20 protein-coding genes and 1 pseudogene are annotated in these 18,278 nt (G+C 55.0%); 9 read left to right on the top strand and 12 right to left on the bottom strand.

What is annotated here, in order from left to right; genetic code table 11:
- Positions 1-73 precede the first annotated feature (73 nt).
- From kduI to H627_RS0102545, 5 genes are all read left to right on the top strand, one after another.
- Entirely contained in the window at positions 74-919 is an 846-nt protein-coding gene (gene kduI, locus H627_RS0102565) for a 5-dehydro-4-deoxy-D-glucuronate isomerase (protein WP_027827663.1), read from the top strand.
- A 12-nt stretch (positions 920-931) separates the two neighbouring features.
- Entirely contained in the window at positions 932-2,062 is a 1,131-nt protein-coding gene (locus H627_RS0102560) for a glycoside hydrolase family 88 protein (RefSeq protein ID WP_027827662.1), read from the top strand.
- Positions 2,063-2,075: 13 nt separating this feature from the next.
- Positions 2,076-3,206: a DUF2264 domain-containing protein gene (locus H627_RS0102555; RefSeq protein ID WP_027827661.1), complete on the top strand. Its 1,131-nt coding sequence runs from the start codon at positions 2,076-2,078 to the stop codon at positions 3,204-3,206.
- A gap of 105 nt (positions 3,207-3,311) precedes the next feature.
- Positions 3,312-4,394, top strand: a complete 1,083-nt coding sequence (locus H627_RS0102550; protein WP_027827660.1) for an Mbeg1-like protein — start codon at positions 3,312-3,314, stop codon at positions 4,392-4,394.
- 165 nt (positions 4,395-4,559) lie between these two features.
- A complete protein-coding gene (locus tag H627_RS0102545) occupies positions 4,560-5,639 on the top strand; it encodes a PTS sugar transporter subunit IIC (protein ID WP_027827659.1) in 1,080 nt (359 codons plus the stop codon).
- A gap of 50 nt (positions 5,640-5,689) precedes the next feature.
- Here the strand turns inward: H627_RS0102545 and H627_RS0102540 are convergent, their stop codons facing one another.
- The 5 genes from H627_RS0102540 to H627_RS0102520 form a co-directional block, all read right to left on the bottom strand.
- Entirely contained in the window at positions 5,690-6,445 is a 756-nt protein-coding gene (locus H627_RS0102540; protein ID WP_051225113.1) for an ABC transporter ATP-binding protein, read from the bottom strand.
- Positions 6,445-7,437 (bottom strand): FecCD family ABC transporter permease, encoded by a 993-nt coding sequence (locus tag H627_RS0102535; RefSeq protein ID WP_027827657.1) that lies wholly within the window; start codon positions 7,435-7,437, stop codon positions 6,445-6,447. The genes H627_RS0102540 and H627_RS0102535 overlap by 1 nt, the downstream gene beginning before the upstream one ends.
- On the bottom strand, positions 7,421-8,326 hold the full coding sequence (locus H627_RS0102530; RefSeq protein ID WP_027827656.1) for an ABC transporter substrate-binding protein: 906 nt from the start codon (positions 8,324-8,326) through the stop codon (positions 7,421-7,423). The genes H627_RS0102535 and H627_RS0102530 overlap by 17 nt, the downstream gene beginning before the upstream one ends.
- A complete protein-coding gene (locus H627_RS20305) occupies positions 8,323-8,481 on the bottom strand; it encodes a putative metal homeostasis protein (protein ID WP_162143216.1) in 159 nt (52 codons plus the stop codon). Before H627_RS20305 ends, H627_RS0102530 begins: the two co-directional genes overlap by 4 nt.
- Positions 8,482-8,729: 248 nt before the next feature.
- Complete coding sequence (locus H627_RS0102520; RefSeq protein ID WP_027827655.1) at positions 8,730-10,199, bottom strand: alpha-L-fucosidase; 1,470 nt, start codon at positions 10,197-10,199, stop codon at positions 8,730-8,732.
- Between the two features lie 202 nt (positions 10,200-10,401).
- Between H627_RS0102520 and H627_RS16690 the strand changes: the two genes are divergently transcribed.
- Both H627_RS16690 and H627_RS19010 read left to right on the top strand, forming a co-directional pair.
- Positions 10,402-11,076: a family 43 glycosylhydrolase gene (locus tag H627_RS16690; RefSeq protein ID WP_051225112.1), complete on the top strand. Its 675-nt coding sequence runs from the start codon at positions 10,402-10,404 to the stop codon at positions 11,074-11,076.
- 39 nt (positions 11,077-11,115) lie between these two features.
- The gene (locus tag H627_RS19010; protein ID WP_051225111.1) at positions 11,116-11,319 is read left to right on the top strand and encodes a hypothetical protein; all 204 of its coding nucleotides are present in this window, start codon (positions 11,116-11,118) and stop codon (positions 11,317-11,319) included.
- A 50-nt stretch (positions 11,320-11,369) separates the two neighbouring features.
- Here the strand turns inward: H627_RS19010 and H627_RS0102510 are convergent, their stop codons facing one another.
- The 4 genes from H627_RS0102510 to H627_RS0102495 form a co-directional block, all read right to left on the bottom strand.
- On the bottom strand, positions 11,370-11,975 hold the full coding sequence (locus H627_RS0102510; RefSeq protein ID WP_027827654.1) for a type IV toxin-antitoxin system AbiEi family antitoxin domain-containing protein: 606 nt from the start codon (positions 11,973-11,975) through the stop codon (positions 11,370-11,372).
- Positions 11,976-12,142: 167 nt separating this feature from the next.
- On the bottom strand, positions 12,143-12,994 hold the full coding sequence (locus tag H627_RS0102505; RefSeq protein ID WP_027827653.1) for an aldo/keto reductase: 852 nt from the start codon (positions 12,992-12,994) through the stop codon (positions 12,143-12,145).
- 123 nt (positions 12,995-13,117) lie between these two features.
- Positions 13,118-13,483 (bottom strand): type II toxin-antitoxin system PemK/MazF family toxin, encoded by a 366-nt coding sequence (locus tag H627_RS0102500; protein ID WP_027827652.1) that lies wholly within the window; start codon positions 13,481-13,483, stop codon positions 13,118-13,120.
- Entirely contained in the window at positions 13,458-13,784 is a 327-nt protein-coding gene (locus H627_RS0102495) for an antitoxin of toxin-antitoxin stability system (RefSeq protein WP_223849916.1), read from the bottom strand. The genes H627_RS0102500 and H627_RS0102495 overlap by 26 nt, the downstream gene beginning before the upstream one ends.
- 180 nt (positions 13,785-13,964) lie before the next feature.
- Here H627_RS0102495 and H627_RS0102490 point away from each other — a divergent pair, with 180 nt between their 5' ends.
- Positions 13,965-15,020 carry an LLM class flavin-dependent oxidoreductase gene (locus tag H627_RS0102490; protein WP_027827650.1) on the top strand — a complete coding sequence of 352 codons (1,056 nt, stop codon included), beginning with the start codon at positions 13,965-13,967 and terminating at the stop codon, positions 15,018-15,020.
- On the top strand, positions 15,017-15,697 hold the full coding sequence (locus H627_RS0102485; RefSeq protein WP_027827649.1) for an NADPH-dependent F420 reductase: 681 nt from the start codon (positions 15,017-15,019) through the stop codon (positions 15,695-15,697). Before H627_RS0102490 ends, H627_RS0102485 begins: the two co-directional genes overlap by 4 nt.
- A 57-nt stretch (positions 15,698-15,754) precedes the next feature.
- Here the strand turns inward: H627_RS0102485 and H627_RS16685 are convergent.
- From H627_RS16685 to H627_RS0102470, 3 genes and pseudogenes are all read right to left on the bottom strand, one after another.
- Positions 15,755-16,435 (bottom strand): annotated as a pseudogene (locus H627_RS16685) (MFS transporter); the annotation flags it as partial.
- Positions 16,426-16,590: a hypothetical protein gene (locus H627_RS19930; RefSeq protein ID WP_226999189.1), complete on the bottom strand. Its 165-nt coding sequence runs from the start codon at positions 16,588-16,590 to the stop codon at positions 16,426-16,428. The gene H627_RS19930 and the pseudogene H627_RS16685, both read right to left, overlap by 10 nt.
- Positions 16,587-18,218, bottom strand: a complete 1,632-nt coding sequence (locus H627_RS0102470; RefSeq protein WP_027827648.1) for a xylulokinase — start codon at positions 18,216-18,218, stop codon at positions 16,587-16,589. The genes H627_RS19930 and H627_RS0102470 overlap by 4 nt, the downstream gene beginning before the upstream one ends.
- Positions 18,219-18,278: the final 60 nt, after the last annotated feature.

Below are 18,278 nucleotides of genomic sequence, written 5' to 3'. Positions count from 1 at the left end.
GTCATGCTATAGTCGGATTGTACGTATAAGAAATAGAGTTTCCTATTAAGAAATCTAAAGGAGCGGATTATTCATGAGTTTCAACATGGTTACCCAGTATGCCCACAGTCCAGAGGACATTCGCCACTACGACACCGATAAGCTGCGCGAGCAGTTCTTGATGCCGAAGTTATTCGAACCCGGCAACATTTTGCTCACTTACACTTACAACGACCGCATGATCTTTGGCGGCGTGACGCCGACGGATGAACCGTTGGAGATCAAGCTGGACAAAGGTCTGGGTGTCGACTTCTTCCTGCAGCGGCGGGAACTCGGCGTGATCAATATCGGCGGCGAAGGGACGATCACCATCGACGGCCAAACTGAAGAGATGGTCAAGCAGGATGGTTACTACGTCGGCATGGGCACCAAGCACGTAGTCTTTGCGTCGAAGGATGCCGCTAAGCCGGCTAAGTTCTACGTCGTATCAACGCCGGCCCATAAGACGTACCCGAACAAGAAGCTGCCGTTTGCCAACGCCCTGTCCAAGCCGATGGGCGATCAGGCCCACATGAACAAGCGGACGATCTACAAGTACATCGATGCCAGCCAAATGGATACCTGCCAACTGCAGATGGGTTACACCGTCTTGGAAGATGGGTCCGGCTGGAACACGATGCCAGCGCACACCCATGCCCGCCGGATGGAGACGTACATGTACTTCGACTTCTCTGATCCTGATGCTCGGGTCTTCCATATTCTGGGTACCCCGACTGAAACGAAGCATATTGTGTTGAGCCCGGAGCAGGCTGTGGTCAACCCCAGCTGGTCCATCCACTGCGGGATCGGCACGAGCAGCTATTCGTTCATCTGGGCGATGTGCGGCGAGAACCAGACTTATGACGACATGGATGCCATTCCCATGCAAGAACTCAAGTAGGAGATTTTTCCCATGACAGAAGAGACAAGCGCACCCGTCTGGGTCACGACCGCGATTGCTGAAATCATCGCCAAAATGCCCACCGTGGCCGCCCGTAATGCCGGGGCCATGCCCTACACCACTGACGACCAGGGCCGTTTTATCGATTTGAGTACGAAGGATCCCACGTGGTGGACTAACGGTTTCTGGGGCGGCTTAATGTGGCAGCTTTACCATGTCACCGGCACCCAGGTTTACCGGGACAACGCCGAAACTCTGGAACAGCAGCTGGACGCCAACTTGATGCAGGCAGACCGTTTGGACCACGACAATGGCTTCAAATGGCTGCCGACTGCGGTGGCAGACTATACGCTGACCGGTAACAAGGCCTCCCGCAACCGAGGTCTGCTGGCCGCCGAGAATTTGGCCGGCCGCTTCAATCCCCTTGGCAACTTCATCCGGGCCTGGAACGACAACGGTGACGGTCACATGGCCGGCCGGTTCATCATTGACTGCATGATGAATCTGCCCTTGCTGTATTGGGCCAGTCGGGAGACCCACGATCCCCGCTTCAAGTTTGTGGCGGAGAAGCACGCGCAAACAGCGGCACGGTATTTGCTTCGGGCCGACGGCAGCGTTAACCACATGGTGGATCTGGATCCAGAGACCGGCGCGTATATCGACGTCCCCGGCGGTCAAGGCTTGGGCGAAGGCTCCAGCTGGACCCGGGGCCAAGCGTGGGCGCTGTACGGTTTTGCCTTGAGTTACCGGCACACTGGCGACCCGGCGTTCTTAGCCAGCAGTCAGCAAGTGGCGAACTACGTCATCTCCCGGATCCCGGCAGATGGCCTGCTGCCGGTGGACTTTGCTCAGCCTGATGACTGGGAAGACACGTCCGCTGGCGCGATCTCGGCCTGCGGGCTGCTGGAATTGGCTCAGCATGTCGAAGATGCCGATGCGGCCGTCTATCGGGCGGCGGCGTTGCGTCTCCTCCAAGCGTTGACCGAGCAGCGGGCGCATTTTGAGACCAGCACGGACTTTCTGTTAGAGAAAGGTACGGCCGCCTATCATGATGCGACCCACGAATTCCCGATGATTTACGGCGACTATTTCTACCTGGAGGCTCTGTTGCGGGTCACTGGGCAGGCTCTGTTTATCTGGTAGGCTGGTGATTCGAATGACTGATGAACGAACATATTGGTTTGACACGATGCAGCGCATCGCATCGCCGGTGCTGCATAGTCTGGCGAACGAGACACTGCACAGCGATTTGCCAACGGAGACGCCACCATTGAAACCGTCGGCCCTGCTGGAGGCGTTCGGCCGCACCATTTGCGGCTTAGGCCCTTGGCTGGGCGCAACGGATATTCCAGAAAACGAAAAGGCCGTGCAAGCCGAGTTCCTCGATCTCTATTACCGCGGCCTAGCCAACGGCATGCGCCCTGAATCCCAAGATTACATGCCCATCGTCGGCGACCATCAACCGCTGGTGGATATGGCGTTCCTCGCGGACGGCATTCTGCGCGGCGGGGACCGGATGATCGACGATATGCCGGAGGATGTCCAGGATGATTTTCTGTACGCCCTGCAACTGACCGCCCAAATCAAGCCGTATGAATCCAACTGGGTGCTCTTCAGCGTGCTGGTGGAAATCATGCGCTGGAAGCTGGACGATCCAGCTTATTCCCAGCAAAAGATCGATACGCTGCTGCAAAAGATGATGCAGTGGTACCGCGGCGACGGGATCTACGGCGATGGTCAAAACGTCCACGTGGACTACTACAACAGTTATGTCATTCACCCGCTGCTGGTGGACGCGGTGACGTATTATTCAGACGCGTACACCCGGTCTATTCGGGACGTTGTCTACCAGCGTGCCGCGCGCTATGCGGCCACGCTGGAACGAGTGATTTCCCCCGAAGGTACATTCCCGGTACTGGGCCGGTCCATCACCTATCGCTTTGGCGCATTCCACGCCTTGGCCCAGGCGGCCTGGCAGCATAACCTGCCGGAAAACGTCGCGCCCAGCCAAGTGCGGGCAGCGCTGACCGCTGTGATCCAGCGGACCATCACCGCCACGGATATGTTCGATGCCAACGGCTGGCTGAATATCGGTTTTTACGGCAATCAGCCAACCATGGGCGAGGGCTACATCAATCACGGCAGTGTGTATCTGTGCAATACGGTGTTCCTGCCGCTGGGCTTGCCCGTCAGCGATCCGTTCTGGGCTGATCCAGCCAAGGACTGGACTGCGAAGGCTATTTACGGCAACGCACCAGTCCCGCGCGATGAACCAGTGAACTATTAATTCCGTTCCGCCAAGCCGCTTGAGACCGACCGTTGCGTCAGTCTTAAGCGGCTTGTTTTCTCTCCGCAATCGTGCCAAAATCGAAGATCAAAGGAGGTGTCAGTCGTGGCCAGTCATTATCTTGCCCATTATGTAGCGCAATATGGTGGCCAGCCATTTGCGCAGCAGCCGTTCAACGAAGTGGACGGTTTGATTTGTGCTGTGCTGTCGTACATGGATTTCAGCCGGCTGTATACAACGAAGTATCATCGGCTGGGCGACTTAGCGCTTGATCCGGCGATGCAGCGGCAGATGACGGCGCACACCTATGTCCCGGCGCATTACTTAGCGCTGCTGCGGCTGCTCACCGCCAGTCCCCGCTTCCGCGATGTTCAGTGGCACCAGTGCCGGGAACAGTTCGATGCCGCGGCCGCCCAGCAGTTTGCGGCAATGACGCTGGAACTTGCGCCGCAACAGTACTATATTGCCTTTCGCGGGACAAATTCGACGATCGCCGGCTGGAAGGAAGACTTAAACATGTCTTACCTGCCGGTCGTGCCCTCGCAGCGGGCCGCCACCCGTTATCTGCGCGATATTCAGGCCGCCTTCCCCGGCCAATATTATCTCGGCGGTCACTCCAAGGGCGGCAACTTAGCGGTTTACGCCGCCCTGAATAGTACGCCGGCGGCCCGGGAAGACATCGTCCGCATCTTCAATTTTGACGGACCGGGTTTCCTTCCTGATCCAGAGATGGAAGAGCGGTATGTACTGCTGGCACCGCGGATCACCAAATTGGTGCCCCAGGCCTCAATCTTTGGCATGCTGCTGGAACCGCACCAGGATTTCAGTGTGGTCGACAGCGATGGGTTCACCCTATGGCAGCATGATCCGTTCACCTGGCAGGTGCGCGGCCGGCATTTTGTCCGTCGCCCCAAGACGGATTTTCTGTCGCAGTACACCCAGGAAGCCGTCACCCAATGGCTGCAAAGCATCCCCCGGGAAGAACGGGGCACGGTGCTGGCGTCTCTGTATACTGTGGTGGATGCCACCCACGCCAGGACCACCCATGATTTGTTCACAGTACGGCACCTGCGGGTCATCCATCACGCCGTCCAAGCTGTACCGCCGGCAACCCGCCAGCAGTGGCGGCAGGCAGCAGAGAGTTTATGGCATGCCTTGCGGCCGGAATTCAAGAAGCCTGTTCATTAACATAATCAATTTTCAGTCTGAACCCCAGGGTTCAGGCTTTTTTTATCGGTCGATGGCAGAAAAGTTCCTTTTCATTGGACTTTTCAAATATTTTTCAAAAATAGTATTGCAGTTATCTAGATTCCCGAGTACAATTCTCATCAACACTTATTAGGAGGCGATTGGATGGAGGAATCAGCAGCAGCGAAACCGAAGACCATGGATTATGTATACCGGGTATCAGCCGGAGTGGCGAATGCCATTTTGGTGTGTTTGGGGATTGGCCTGTTGTTGCAGTCCATCGCCAATTTTACTCATTGGACCGCGTTGTACCAAATTGGGGCGATTGCCCAGGTCCTGCTCGGACCAGCCTTTGGTGTGGCGATCGCCGTCACATTAAAAGCTAATACGCTCGTTACTTTCAGTGCCATGATCAGTTCGACAATTGGGGCGAACGCGGCCTTTTTCACTCAATCTGCCACGAATGGCATCACCGCGACGGGACATGCCTTGCCCCAGGCCGCTGGCGGCATCGTATTGACCACCGGTCAGCCGATTTCGGCCGTTGCCGCGGGCTTAGTGGCCGTCTTGATTGGTAACTACTTAACCGGCAAGACCCCATTGGACATGATGCTGGTCCCCTTGGCGGCCACGTTCATCGGCACCGTGGTTGGCTTGGGCTTGGCCGCAGTCACTACCCCGGCCCTGGTCTGGTTATCGAAAGTCATTGCGAACTCGATGCAAGTCAATCCATTAGTCGGATCAATGCTGGTCTCTCTGGCCTGGTCCATTTTCTTAATGACCCCGGCATCATCGGCGGCACTGGCGGTAGCCATCATGCTCGACCCGATCTCTTCCGGGGCAGCGTTGATTGGTACCACCGCACAATTCGTCGGCTTTACGATCATGTCTTTCCGCAGAAACAATCTGGGCGCGAACATTGCCCAGGGCATCATCACGCCGAAAGTGCAGTTCGCCAATTTGCTAGCGAATCCGCGTTTGGCAATTCCGCCGATGGTGGCCGCGGTGGTGGCGGCCCCGATCGCGACGATGGTCTTTAACTTCCAGGCTACGTATAAATTAGCCGGCTTGGGGTTGAACTCCTTGATTGCGCCAATTGCCTTGGCTTCCCCCAACATGGGCATGTTCTGGGTCTATCTGCTCATGGGTGTGGCCGTACCAGCGGTCATTTCGCTGACTTTGTTCAAGTTGGAAGCGAAACTGGCGTGGGTATCTGAGGAACAATTGCATCTGGAAATCATTTAGGCCAAGCGGCCAAAAGAGGCGTCCCCGTGATTGATGGGGACGCCTCTTTACTAATGAAGTGCCAAAGTACCGCTGATGAGTTTGGCCTCAACCTGGAAAACATCACGGATCAAGGCCGGGGTCAAAACCGTCACTGTTTTCCCGCCGGCAACGATCCGCCCCGCTTGGACACAGTAGGTCCGATCAGCAAACTGCAGCACCTGATTCAAATCATGGAGGATCAAACCGACCGTCAGCCCTTGAGTCCGGCTCAATTGGCGTAATGTCTGCAGCAAACCGAGCTGATAATGGATATCCAGATATGTTGTCGGTTCATCCAGAAACAGCACAGCCGGTTTTTGAGCCAATGCCATGGCCAGCCAAACGCGCTGCTGCTGACCGCCAGACAAGGCGGTATACGACTGGTCAGCCAAATCGGTTAAGCCGGTATTGGCCAAAGCCTGCTCAACAGCGTGCTGGTCGGCCGTCGTCCAGGACGACCAGAGCCGATGAAAAGGTGTCCGGCCAAGCCGGACGATTTCTTCCACCGTCAGCAGCGGCTGGTCCTGGTTAGCCTGCTGGACCACGGCAATCCGCTGAGCTCGCTGTCTGGCTGGCAGATGCTGTAAAGGCCGGTTTTGCAACCAAACAGTGCCCTGTTGCGGCGTCAGTGTGCCAGTCAGGCAGCGCAGCAGAGTACTTTTGCCCGATCCATTCGGGCCAATCAACGCGGTGATTTGGCCCGGCGGCAGTGTCACCGTGGCTTGTTGAAGCGCTGGTTGAACCGCACCGGGATAGCGATAGGTGAGTTCTTTACCAGTCATCATCAAACTGTACCCCCTTTTCGCCGGATTAAAAGAAATAAGAAGAAAGGGCCGCCAAAAATCGCCATAATCGTACCGACGGGCAGTTCCACCGGCGCGACAATGGTTCGGGCGAGAGTGTCGCCAAAGGAAACAACCACGGCCCCTAGCAGGACAGTAAACGGCAACAGGCAGCGATGATTGCCGCCCACCAGCAAGCGGGCGATATGCGGCACGATCAACCCGACGAAGCCAATCAGCCCGACTTGGGCCACCGTGATAGCGGCCAGATACACCGCCACGCTTGATAACATTAACCGATACCGCCGTACCGGCAACCCCAGACTGGCGACGGCGTTATCATTCAGACTCAATACATTCAGCTGACGGCTGAGCAGCAAGACGGTCAGATAAGCCGGCACCCCATAGACCAGCAGCAGACCGCATTGCCCCCATGTTTTTCCGCTCAAGTCGCCGTTTAGCCAAGTGACCACCCCCTGCAGCCGATCGCTGAACAGCGTCGTCAGCACGGACTGGCCACCGCTGATCACTGTGTTCACTGCCACCCCGGCGAGAATCAGGACCACCGGCGACAAATTCCGCCGCCAAGAAAAGCCCACAATCAGCAAGAAGGCCGCCATTCCCCCCAGGAAGGCGACCAACGGTACTGCCGCCGTAGCGGCGGGCCACAGCAGCATGATCAAAGTGGCGCCAAATGCGGCACCGGCATTGATCCCCATGATTCCCGGATCAGCCAGCGGGTTCTTCAGCACGGTCTGGAGGAGCAGCCCGGCTAAAGCGAGGTTGATACCCGCCAGGAGCGATAAGCTCACCCGGGGGAGGCGAATCTGAGTGAAAACGGCGGCGTTCGGGGTGGCGGCCCCGCGCAGGATCGCCGCAATCTCTGGCAGCCGGATATGGACACTGCCCGAGCCAACGCTGAGGAGGACGCTGACCAGAAGCAGGAGGCCCAGCACCAAGGCCAGCAAAGATCGTTGTTTACTGTTGCGGACCATACAGCAACAAATCCTTTAAATTCGTCAACGTGGTGTCGGCGTGGATGTTGCCGGTCACCGGAAAAGTCTGATCAGCCAACGCATAGACGTGGTTTTGCTGGCGAGCTGCGGTGGTCTGCCAGATGGGCTTGGCCATTTCTTGCTTGAACGCCGCGGTCGCTGCCTGCTTATTGCCGTGGGCCAGCGTTAGGATATAATCTGGATTTTTAGCCACCACGGACTCCATACTAATCGGCATGTAAGGCGTCGGGGCGTGAACAAGATCGTCCGCGATATTGTGGACCCCGAGTTTGCCCAGCAAACTGCCCAGATAGGAGTTCTTCGTGGCGACCATGAAGTTTTCTCCGGTACCGAAAAGAATCACCACCTTCTTTCCTTTTAATTTCGCCGCTCCGGCCACGGCTTTGCCTTCATTTTGCCGCATCCGCTTGACGATGGCTTGGGCCCGGGCTTGGCGGCCAAACATCTTGCCCAGCCGCTCAATGTTGGTCATCACTTTGTCGTAACTCATATTATCTAAGTAAGTTGTCTTGATCTTCTGTTTAGCCAGGGCTTGCTGGGTCATATTCGCCATGGCGGCGTCGCCAATGAACAGATCCGGGTGCAGACTGACTACTTTCTCTAAATTAACATGCCGCGGCTGGCCTATGGTCGGCAGCTTTTTCAGACTGGCTGGCACGTTATCTTCCTGCGGCACCCCCACCATGGGGACGTGGAGAGCCGATAAATATTGGGCAATCGTGCCCGTGGACACGACGACCCGGCGATATTTGGTGGGCTGACTGGATTCAACGCTGACGTTGGCGCTCTTCGCTGCTTGGTGCGTACCGCAGGCCGCGAGACTGACAGCGGTTAGAGCGATACCCAGGAGACTGAGCCATTTTCTCATTTCTCTTCACTGCTCCCGTTGGCCATGGCGACGTAACGGGCGTGGCGTTTGACCCGTTTATACTCTTTCAGGATCTTCAAGGCGCGGGCCTTGGTTTTCTTATTCGGGCTGTGCATCCGCCGGCGAGCGCTGGCGGGATCGTTTTTCTCTGTCATGTATGAATACCTCCATCAATTAATGCATGCTGAAAGTATCCTACCGCATAAAAAACACCCATGAATGCAGGTATGCACATGTGCGCAAGCTTGCATTCATGGGTGATGTAATCAAAAAACGACCACCCGCGAGGATGATCGTCCACAACGGGTGATAGGACCGTTGTGGTGAATCTGTGTCTTTCTTCAGTCACCGTTAGTATATCAAAACCACAGCAAAAGTGTTGGCTGCCAGCAGTGCTGTTTTACTATTCAGAAATAATCTTGAACCCGCGCGGCACACCATCAGCAACCGTTTGCCCGGCAATATGCAGCCCCGCCTCGTCCCGGGTAAACGGCACGTCGCCAACGCCCAACTGTTCAACGTGTTTGATAATGCCGTTGTACCCTTCATCCTCATGGCCCGCCGGCATCGCGGCAAAGGTCTTTACCACGGCCTCTGTGCGCTCCCCCGGCGCCAATTGATAGGCGTAGATGGCCCCATCCTTGCTCGTGAACCGGAAATCTTCAGGCGTATACACCTGGGCTTTGCTATCCGAGAACGCTCCGCTGGCCGCTTGGGTCGGTCCCTCTGCTGACTTTTCCCAAGGGAAGGAACCATAGATGCCTGCGCCGTTGGCTTTCAGCCAAGCCCCAATCGCTGTCAGAATCTGCCGGTCTTTATCGGCGATGCTGCCGTCGGCTTTCGGGCCAAAGTTCAGCAGTAAATTACCGTTGTTGCTGACGGTATCGATCAAAGTGCACAGAATCTCCGGTGCTTCCTTGTAGTCCAAAGTCGTCGTGTACGACCACGAATTCCGCGCAATGGCCGTATCGGTCTGCCAATGGAACGGCTGCGCTGTATTGAAACCGCCCCGCTCCATTTCTTTGATACCGCTGCCCCAAGCCATGGCTTGGTTCTTGTAACAGATGGATACCTGCTTGCCCCATTCGGCCGCCCGGTCGTAATAGTAGGCCGCAAATTTTAACAGATACGGCTTGAAGGCTTCGTGCTGGATCCACCAATCAAAATACACCAGCTCGGGTTGATAATTATCCACCAGCTCACAGTTCCGCAACAGCCAATCTTCCAAGTATTCCTGGGTAGGATAAGGCTGACTGCGGGTATCAAAGTGGTCTTTCGGTTCCGGCATGGCAGGCCAGTAGAAATCACCGCGCTTCAACTCGCCATGGATATCGCTGGGGAATTCCCGGCCATGACTCATAAAGAACCAGTGCTCGGCCCGGTGATTGGATAGGGTGAAATGCAGCCCGCGGGCCAGTGTCGCCTGGCGCAACTCCCCAATCACATCGCGATGCGGCCCCATTTCAACACTGTTGTAGTGGGACAAGGTACTCTTGTACAGCTGGAAGCCGTCATGGTGCTCGGCCACTGGCATGTAGTACTGCGCCCCCGAGGCTTGAATCAGAGCCAGCCACTTGTCCGCATCGAATTCCTTGGCGGTGAATAGGGGAATGAAATCCTTATAACCAAACTTATCCTGGGGACCATATGTCGCCACGTGATGCTTAAACGGCGCGGATCCTTGGATATACATATTTCTGGAATACCACTCGCTGCCAAATTCGGGCACCGTAAAGACGCCCCAGTGGCTGAAAATACCGAACTTGGCGTGCGCCCACCAGGCAGGAACGGTGTTGGTGGCGAGTTCCGACCACGTGGGGTGAAACGGGCCCTGGGCGATGACCGCGTCAATTTCTTGCAGTGTATGTGCCATGGAATAAAAGTCTCCTTTTACTTGTGAATTCTATTGTATACAGGCATTTTCGCACATCTGCCTGTGCATTGTAAGCCCTTCACAAGGCATAATGACTGTTTCTTCAGATTCGCCTATTTTGTCTGCAAATTACGCCTTCAAGTGCCCACCTTTCTTCGGCACAATGGACACAGTGAACCAACTATCAAGGAGGACGAGAGAAATGCTGACTGAACAAACGAATGGTGCTGTCTGGACCGATGCCGCGGGTGCCCCGCTACATGCCCATGGCGGGACGATCATCAAGGTGGCGGATACGTATTACTGGTACGGTGAGGACCGGCGGGAAAATTATTACGTGAGCTGCTACCGCTCCACAGACCTGATCAATTGGGAATTCGTCCGGCACAGTCTGACCACCGAATCGCCCATGGCCAAGACCCGGGTCCGGGCCACGCTGAACCTGGGCAATTCGCAACACAAGGTGAACTTGGAACGGCCCAAAGTACTCTACAACCCGCAGACCAAACAATATGTGATGTGGCTGCATTACGAAAACGGCGTAGACTATCGGGAAGCATCCGCGGCAGTGGCTACGGCGGCCAATCCGGAAGATGAATTTACTTACCACGGGTCCTTCCAACCCTTCGGCTTCATGTCCCGGGATTGCACCCTGTTCCAAGATGAGGATGGCGCGGCCTACTTTATTTCTACGGCTCGGGATAACGCCGACATGCACATCTATCGGCTCAGCGATGACTATTTGAACGTCCAGCGCTTGGTCAATCGGTTGTGGAACGGCGAATACCGGGAGGCACCGGCACTGTTTAAGCAGAATGGCCGGTATTACATGCTGAGTTCGTTCTGTACCGGCTGGGCGCCGAATCAAGGGCAATAAGCGAGTGCTGACCGAATTGACGGCGACTGGACTAATCTGGTGACTATCGGCGACAAAACGACTTATGGCAGTCAGCCGACATTTATTCTGCCGGTGGGCGACCAGCTGTTGTACTGGGGCGATCGGTGGAATGCTGAAGATTATGATCAGTCGGGGTATGTTGTCTATCCGCTGTCCTTCCAGGATCAGCGGATGATCATGACCCCGACTAAGTCATTTGAACGCTCCAAGGAACATGTTTAAAGAATCATTGAAATGAGCCGCCCGGAAGTGAGTTAATCACTCCAGACGGCTCAACTTTTTTGCCACCCGGTAAGTACCTCCAGGGTGGCAATTAAGCCAGTATTGGGATAGAGGACCGTTGCAAGCCGGACAACTTCCGCCAGTCGGTGGTAATCCTGCCGGTACCGGCGGATAAACTCTTGTACTGTTTGTTGGCGCACTTCCACGTCAACGTTTTTATCTTCCCATGTCTCCAACACCGTTCGTTCAATTGAGTACACCCGCACCGGATTACCCGTCAGTGTGGGCGCATCTTCAATTCCTAGCTGGTACCGCTGCGAGATCTGATAACGCGGACGCACATGATGTCGGGCCAGACTGGGATTGTGATAGCCCCGGGGAAAGGTCATTTCGTAATACGCCGGCAGTTCATCTGACAAGTCGTAAAACTGTCGCGCAGTTGTACCCGATAACACCCCCAAGCTGAACCGCTGGCTCAGTAAGGTGAGGGCATCACTCTGGAACCCAGTGACGACAAACACGCCCCGTTCAGTGCGGCGTAAGCCGCCATGTCGTTCTGCCTTTTGCAGCATCGCCTGGGTTACACCAAAACGTTTGGCTGTGGCAAACGTGAACGTACTGTACTGGTTTGTGAGTCGACTCAACGGCTGGGCCATCCAATATCTCTCCTTTTCTTACTTATTATATACTGCAAATAGTTCCATATGCAGTATATAATAAGTAAAAAGTCATTGTCGAACTTGTTGCAGTCTCTTTCCTCTACCAATACATTACGCAAAAACCTGACGGCAGCGAACCACCGTCAGGTCTTTCTTTGTCTAACTTACAATTCTTCGTGGGTCCGCGGATCACCGTAACCAGTGACCTGCCGTTCCCCATCAAGTTCAGTGACAGCCTGCACCTCATCAGGAGTCAGACTGAAATCAAAAATATTCAAGTTTTGTGCCTGCCGTCCGGGATTGTGGGACAACGGCAAAGGCAGTACGCCCAGCTGGTGCTCCCAGCGCAGCATAATCTGGGCAGCGGACTTGTGGTATTTCTCTGCCAAATCCTGGAGCACCGAGGTTTCTTGAATCCGCTGCGTCTTCGGGCCCTTCCCGCCCAGCGGACTCCAGGCTTCAGTCACAATACCGTGGGCGCGATCATAGTCCCGCTGCTCCGGCTGGCTATGGTGCGGGTGCAGCTCGATTTGGTTCACCGCCGGCAACACACCGGTTTCTTTCTCCAACCGATCTAAGTATTCCGGGACAAAATTGCTGACACCGATTGACCGGATCAAGCCGAACTTCTGGGCATCGATCAACGCCCGCCAGGCATCCACGTACTGATCCCGCTCCGGATTCGGCCAGTGGATCAGGTACAGATCGAAATAGTCTAAGCCCGCTCGGTACAGCGATTCTTGAATGGCCGTGACGGCCTTGCCGTATTCGTGATAACGACCGGGAAGCTTAGAAGAAATGAACAAATCCGACCGGGGCACCGGACTCCGGCGGACCGCTGCGCCCACCGTGCCCTCGTTCTCGTAATTGTAGGCGGTATCGATCAGCCGGTAGCCTTGGTTAATCGCACTATCGATGGCCTGGACGCCTTGCGCACCGCGCATACCGGCGGTGCCGAAGCCGATCGCTGGCAATTGTAAACCGTCACGCAAAGTAATCGTAGGAATTTCAGACATGGAAAATACCTTCTTTCTATTAGCCGCTTCCTTAAAGTTAACACGCCATGATCTCTTTTGTCGTCTATTACTTAAAAAGAAAAACCAATCACGCTGCCGTTGCGTAATTGAGCCTCGTTGATGCTAATCCAAGATGTCTAACACAGTCTGTTTAACGGTGACATAATCCGCTGTTTGCAAAAAGCCAGCATATTCTGCCCGGCGTTTTTGGTAATCGTAAGTGAAAAACTGCAATGGATTAACGTACCCGTCAATGTCTTCTGTATTGACCGGGACAAAAAATCCGTTCTTGCGCAATTTGTTTTTCTTGGCATGCGTAATCGGCGCCACGACCACCAGGTTGGTCAGCTGGCTGTACCCTTTATTACTCAGCACCACCGCGGGCCGCCGATCTCGAATCTCATGCCCCACCGCCGGATCAAAATCGAGCCAAATGATGTCTTGCTGATCTGGAATGTAGGCGTCAGTCTTCTGGAATTTCGCGGCCAATGAGCGTTCCTCCGATTTCTTCGGTTTGCGTCAAATCATGGGTGTTGATGTATTCCTCATCGCGGAAAGGATTCTGATGTTTAGGTACAAAAACAATCACGCCATCCCGGCCTTGATAGACATCATATTCCGTTGCTTGCGGCTGAATCGTGTTTGGCACGGTGAGCGTATTGGAATTGCCGACCTTGCGAATTTTTACCGTCATCTGCTCATCTCCCTCTGTATACATCAAGTATACACCGAGAGAAAATTCATCGTCAACTTTTGCCACACCAGCGCGTCGCACTTTTTGTAACACCATCCGGTTTCCTCCAATTCTAATTGCGGATCCGACGAGGGCTATTTTCCCTCATCACCCATTACATTACGCAAAAAATACCTGCTCGGAAAAAACTGAGGGTTGCCATTCGCCACAAAATGCCATACTATATGATTATTCACTTACAAAAAGTAAGCAACCAGATATAGGAGGCCATACGCAATGGTAGATATCGATCACTTAGAATTCGGGTTGGAAACGTTCGGGGACATTGTCGCCAATGAAGATGGCAGTTTACAGACGGCCGCGCAGTCCATTCGGCAAATCGTCCGGGAAGGCCAGCTGGCCGATGAGCTCGGTTTGAGCGTCATGGGCGTCGGCGAACATCACCGGCCGGATTATAGCGTGTCCAGTCCGGAAACCGTCCTGGCCTCGATCGCGGCGGTAACCAAGAACATCAAGCTGGCGACAGCCGTGACGGTGCTCAGTTCCGACGATCCAGTGCGCGTTTATGAACGGTTCGCCACCCTGGATGCCTTATCCAACGGCCGCGCCCAGGTCATGCTGGGCCGCGGTTCGTTCACCGAATCCTTCCCATTGTTCGGCTACGATCTGACCGATTACGATGATCTGTTCAACGAAAAGCTAGGCTTGTACGACCTGTTGCGGAACGAAAAGCCGGTTACCTGGTCGGGCAAATTCCGTGCCTCACTGAAGGATCAAGATGTCTACCCGAAGACCGAACACGGCAAGCTGGAAACCTATATCGGTATTGGCGGTTCGCCGGAGTCGATCATCCGCGCCGTAAAAGTCGGTTACAAAGTGATCATTGCCATCATTGGTGGCCAGGCCAGCCGCTTCAAGCCGTATATTGATCTATATCATGCCGCGGCGCAGCAGCTGGGCAAGCCGGAGTTTCCGATCGCCGTCCACTCCCACGGGTTTATTGCAGATGATGAGGATGACGCCTTAGAAGTGGCCTACAAGAACATCAAGGCCAACTTCGACCGGATCGGCCTGACCCGCGGCTGGGCACCAATGAGCCGGGAACAATTCGACGGCGAAACCAAGGTCGGCTCATTCTACGTGGGCACCCCAGAAATCGTCGCGCAGCGCATGGCTCGGACGATTGACCAACTCGGCCTGGGCCGCTTCGATATCGTCTACGGTGCCGGCAACCAAACCGCCGCCCAGCGTGAACGAATGATTGAACTGTACGGCACAAAAGTCGTCCCCCGGGTGAAGGAAATCTTAGCAGAAACGGCGGCGGTGAAATAATGACGATTAAACGCGTGGGTATTTTAGGCGCCGGAAAAGTCGGCATCGTTCTCGCCGGACTCGCCTTGGATGCAGGCTATGAAGTGCGCATTTCCGGCTCCGGGGCGGTCGAAAAGATCGCCCTAACCATCAAGACCTTGGTTCCTGGCGCCATTGCTTCGGAGAACGCCGACGTCGTCGCCAACAGCGACATCATTATTCTCGCGATTCCCCTCAGCCGGTACAAGAACATCGATCCTAACTTACTCAAGGGCAAGCTGGTTATTGATGCCATGAACTACTGGTGGGAAACTGACGGCATTCGCGAAGAAGTCCTGGATCCATCAGCCACGTCCAGCGAACAGGTCCAGGCCTACTTCAAGAGCGCGACGATCGTCAAAACGTTCAACCACATGGGCTACCACAACTTGCAGGAAGAAGCTCGGCTCAAGGGCGACCCGAAACGCAAGGCCCTGTTCGTCACTGGTGATGACCGCGAGGCCGTCGATACCGTGGCCGCTTTCGTGGACAGCATGGGGTTTGACACCGTCGTCCATTACACGATCGCCGACGGCATCATGACCGAACCCGGCAGTCCCCTCTTCGGCGCCAGCCTGCGCCATGACGAATTGAAAGACATCATTGATCATTTCGATCAGACTGAATTTGGTAAGAAAATCGCAGCGCAGACCCATTAACGCAAACACCCCGGTCCATTCTCGTTTTTCCGAGAGTGGGCTGGGGTATTTTTCTGACTAGTTATTTTGCTCCGCACTCAGCTTCGCTTGCAACTCATTGACGATTTCCTGGTGCTTCTTCTCCGTCAGCTTGACCTTCGCTAAGTAAATGAACGCCGCCAGCACCAACAGGATCATCGGGGCAAAGAACATGAACCCTTTGAACTTCAGCAGCTGGTCCGGGTGAATATTGCTGGGTTTGGCCTTCCCGACCATCCCGGAATTGACGGCCGCCAGGATCACCATCCCGTTGGCCAGTGCCCCGGCCAGCTTATCGATCAGCGGCCGGACGGACAGTGTCACGGATTCATTGCGCGTTCCATTTTTCCATTGGCCATACTCCACACTGTCCGTGATCGTCATTAATGCGGCCAAGAAAATCATCGGATACGGGAAGAAGAAAACACCCACCGCGATATACACCAGGAACAGATTGCTTCCTGCTAGTAGGAAGGTCACGTAGCCGATCAGCATTAAGCAGATCCCGCCAACATAAATTGCCCGCCGCTTGACGGCCAATTCAATGCTGGGGAAGAGAACGACAGAGATAATGCCCAAGACGGTGGTGATAATGCCTACCATATAGAATTTATCGGTGCGGTCTAAAACGTATTGGAAATAATAGGCGAACAGTGAATTAGTGACAACATAGCTGAGGGCAAAAATAAAATACGACAAGCCTTGCCACATCAACTGATCTCACCGACGTCAGAGGTCAGGACGGGCTGCTGCTGGTGCAAATCATGCCAGTGCAAGCCGTCGGGACTTAGCGCAAAATAGATTTGTTCATCACTGGCGTGGTGTTCCGTACCGGTGAAATGAACGAACAAGTAACCGCCGTCGGTGTCGGTCATTCTGTCACCTGCTTGCTCGGCTGGTAATCCTGGATGTCGTCCCCCGCGGCCACCGCCACCGGCAGCGCCTTCTGGTAGACGGCAATATAGTCGTCGAAGCCTTGCACATTAGCCGCCACCGGATCCAGCGTCGTGCTCTCCGGCTGAGCGAAGACCTGGTGATCCAAGTAATCAGCCAACGACTCGTGGTCGGCGTTGTTTAGGCCATAAAGGGCCAGCACCGCCATGCCCCACGGGCCGCCTTCGCCGGCATTCGCCATCAGGGTAATCGGAATGTCCAACGCATCGGCCAAGACTTGCTGGGCAATCTTCGGGGTCCGGAAGATGCCGCCCTGGGCGATCATCGCGTCCGTGTGGATGTGTTCCTTCTTCGTCAGGATATCCATCCCAATCTTCAGCGGGGCAAAAGCCGAATACAGTTGGGCTTTAATGAAGTTGGCCAGGGTGAAGTTGGAGTTCGGCGTGCGCACGAACAGCGGCCGGCCCTCTTGGATATTGGTGATATTTTCACCCGAGACGTTGCTGAAGTTCAACACGCCGCCGCAGTCCGGATCACCCTTAGTAGATTCGTTAAAGAGGGTCTTGTACAGCTCATCGGCGCTCAAATGCTGGCCAGTCGCTTTAGCAAACTCAGCGAAAAGCCCCATCCAGGCATTGATGTCCGATGTACAGTTGTTGGTATGCACCATCGCCACCGGCGCACCATCCGGTGTCGTGACGATGTCAATATCCCGGTGCACTTGGCTCAATGGTTTGTCCAATACGACCATGGCAAAAGCGGACGTCCCGGCAGAAATATTCCCGGTCCGCTTGCGCACGGCGTTAGTCGCCGTCATGCCGGTTCCGGCATCGCCTTCCGGCGGCACCATCAACGCCCCCTCTTGCAAGGTACCGGTGGCATCCAGCAGCTTAGCACCGGCAGCCGTCAGCATCCCCGCCCGGTCACCGGCCAGCAGGACCTTCGGGAACAGGTGACGAATCTTGATATTATGGCCTAGCACGCCGGTATAGCTTTCAAATTGGGTGATCATCTTGGCGTTGTAATCATGGGTCTGTTCGTCGATTGGGAACATGCCAGAGGCGTCGCCGATGCCGATGACTTTTTCTCCAGATAATTGCCAGGTGACGTAACCAGCCAGCGTGGTCATGAAGTCCAATTGATCCACGTGCTTTTCTTGGTTCAAAATGGCCTGATACAGGTGGGCAATGCTCCAGCGCTCGGGAATGTTGAAGTTGAACAGCTTTGTCAGCTGATCCGCCGCTTCGCCGGTAATGTTGTTGCGCCAGGTGCGGAACGGTACCAGTTGCTGGCCGTTTTTGTCGAAAGCCAGATAGCCGTGCATCATGGCGCTGACCCCGATGGCCCCGATCTGGGTGACGGAAACACCGTACTCAGCGCGAATCTTGTTGGTCAATTCGGTATAAGCGGATTGCAGCCCCTGCCAAACTTCCTTCAACGGATAGGTCCAGATCCCGTCCACGAACTTATTCTCCCAGGTGAAGCTGCCCGCGGCGATCGTCTCAAAGTGGGAGTCGATCAGGACCGCCTTGATCCGGGTCGAGCCCAGCTCAATGCCTAAGACTGTCTGCCCGGCCTGAATCTCTTGCTTGATCGTTTCACTACTCATTTTAAAAATGCTCCTTTGCTCAATTTAAGAAAAAACCAGCCGACAATCCATACGGGTGGA

Origin of the sequence: Schleiferilactobacillus harbinensis DSM 16991, from assembly GCF_000425885.1 — a bacterium.
GTDB classification, from domain to species: Bacteria; Bacillota; Bacilli; order Lactobacillales; family Lactobacillaceae; genus Schleiferilactobacillus; species Schleiferilactobacillus harbinensis.
This window is presented reverse-complemented; position numbering and strand designations above follow the sequence as displayed.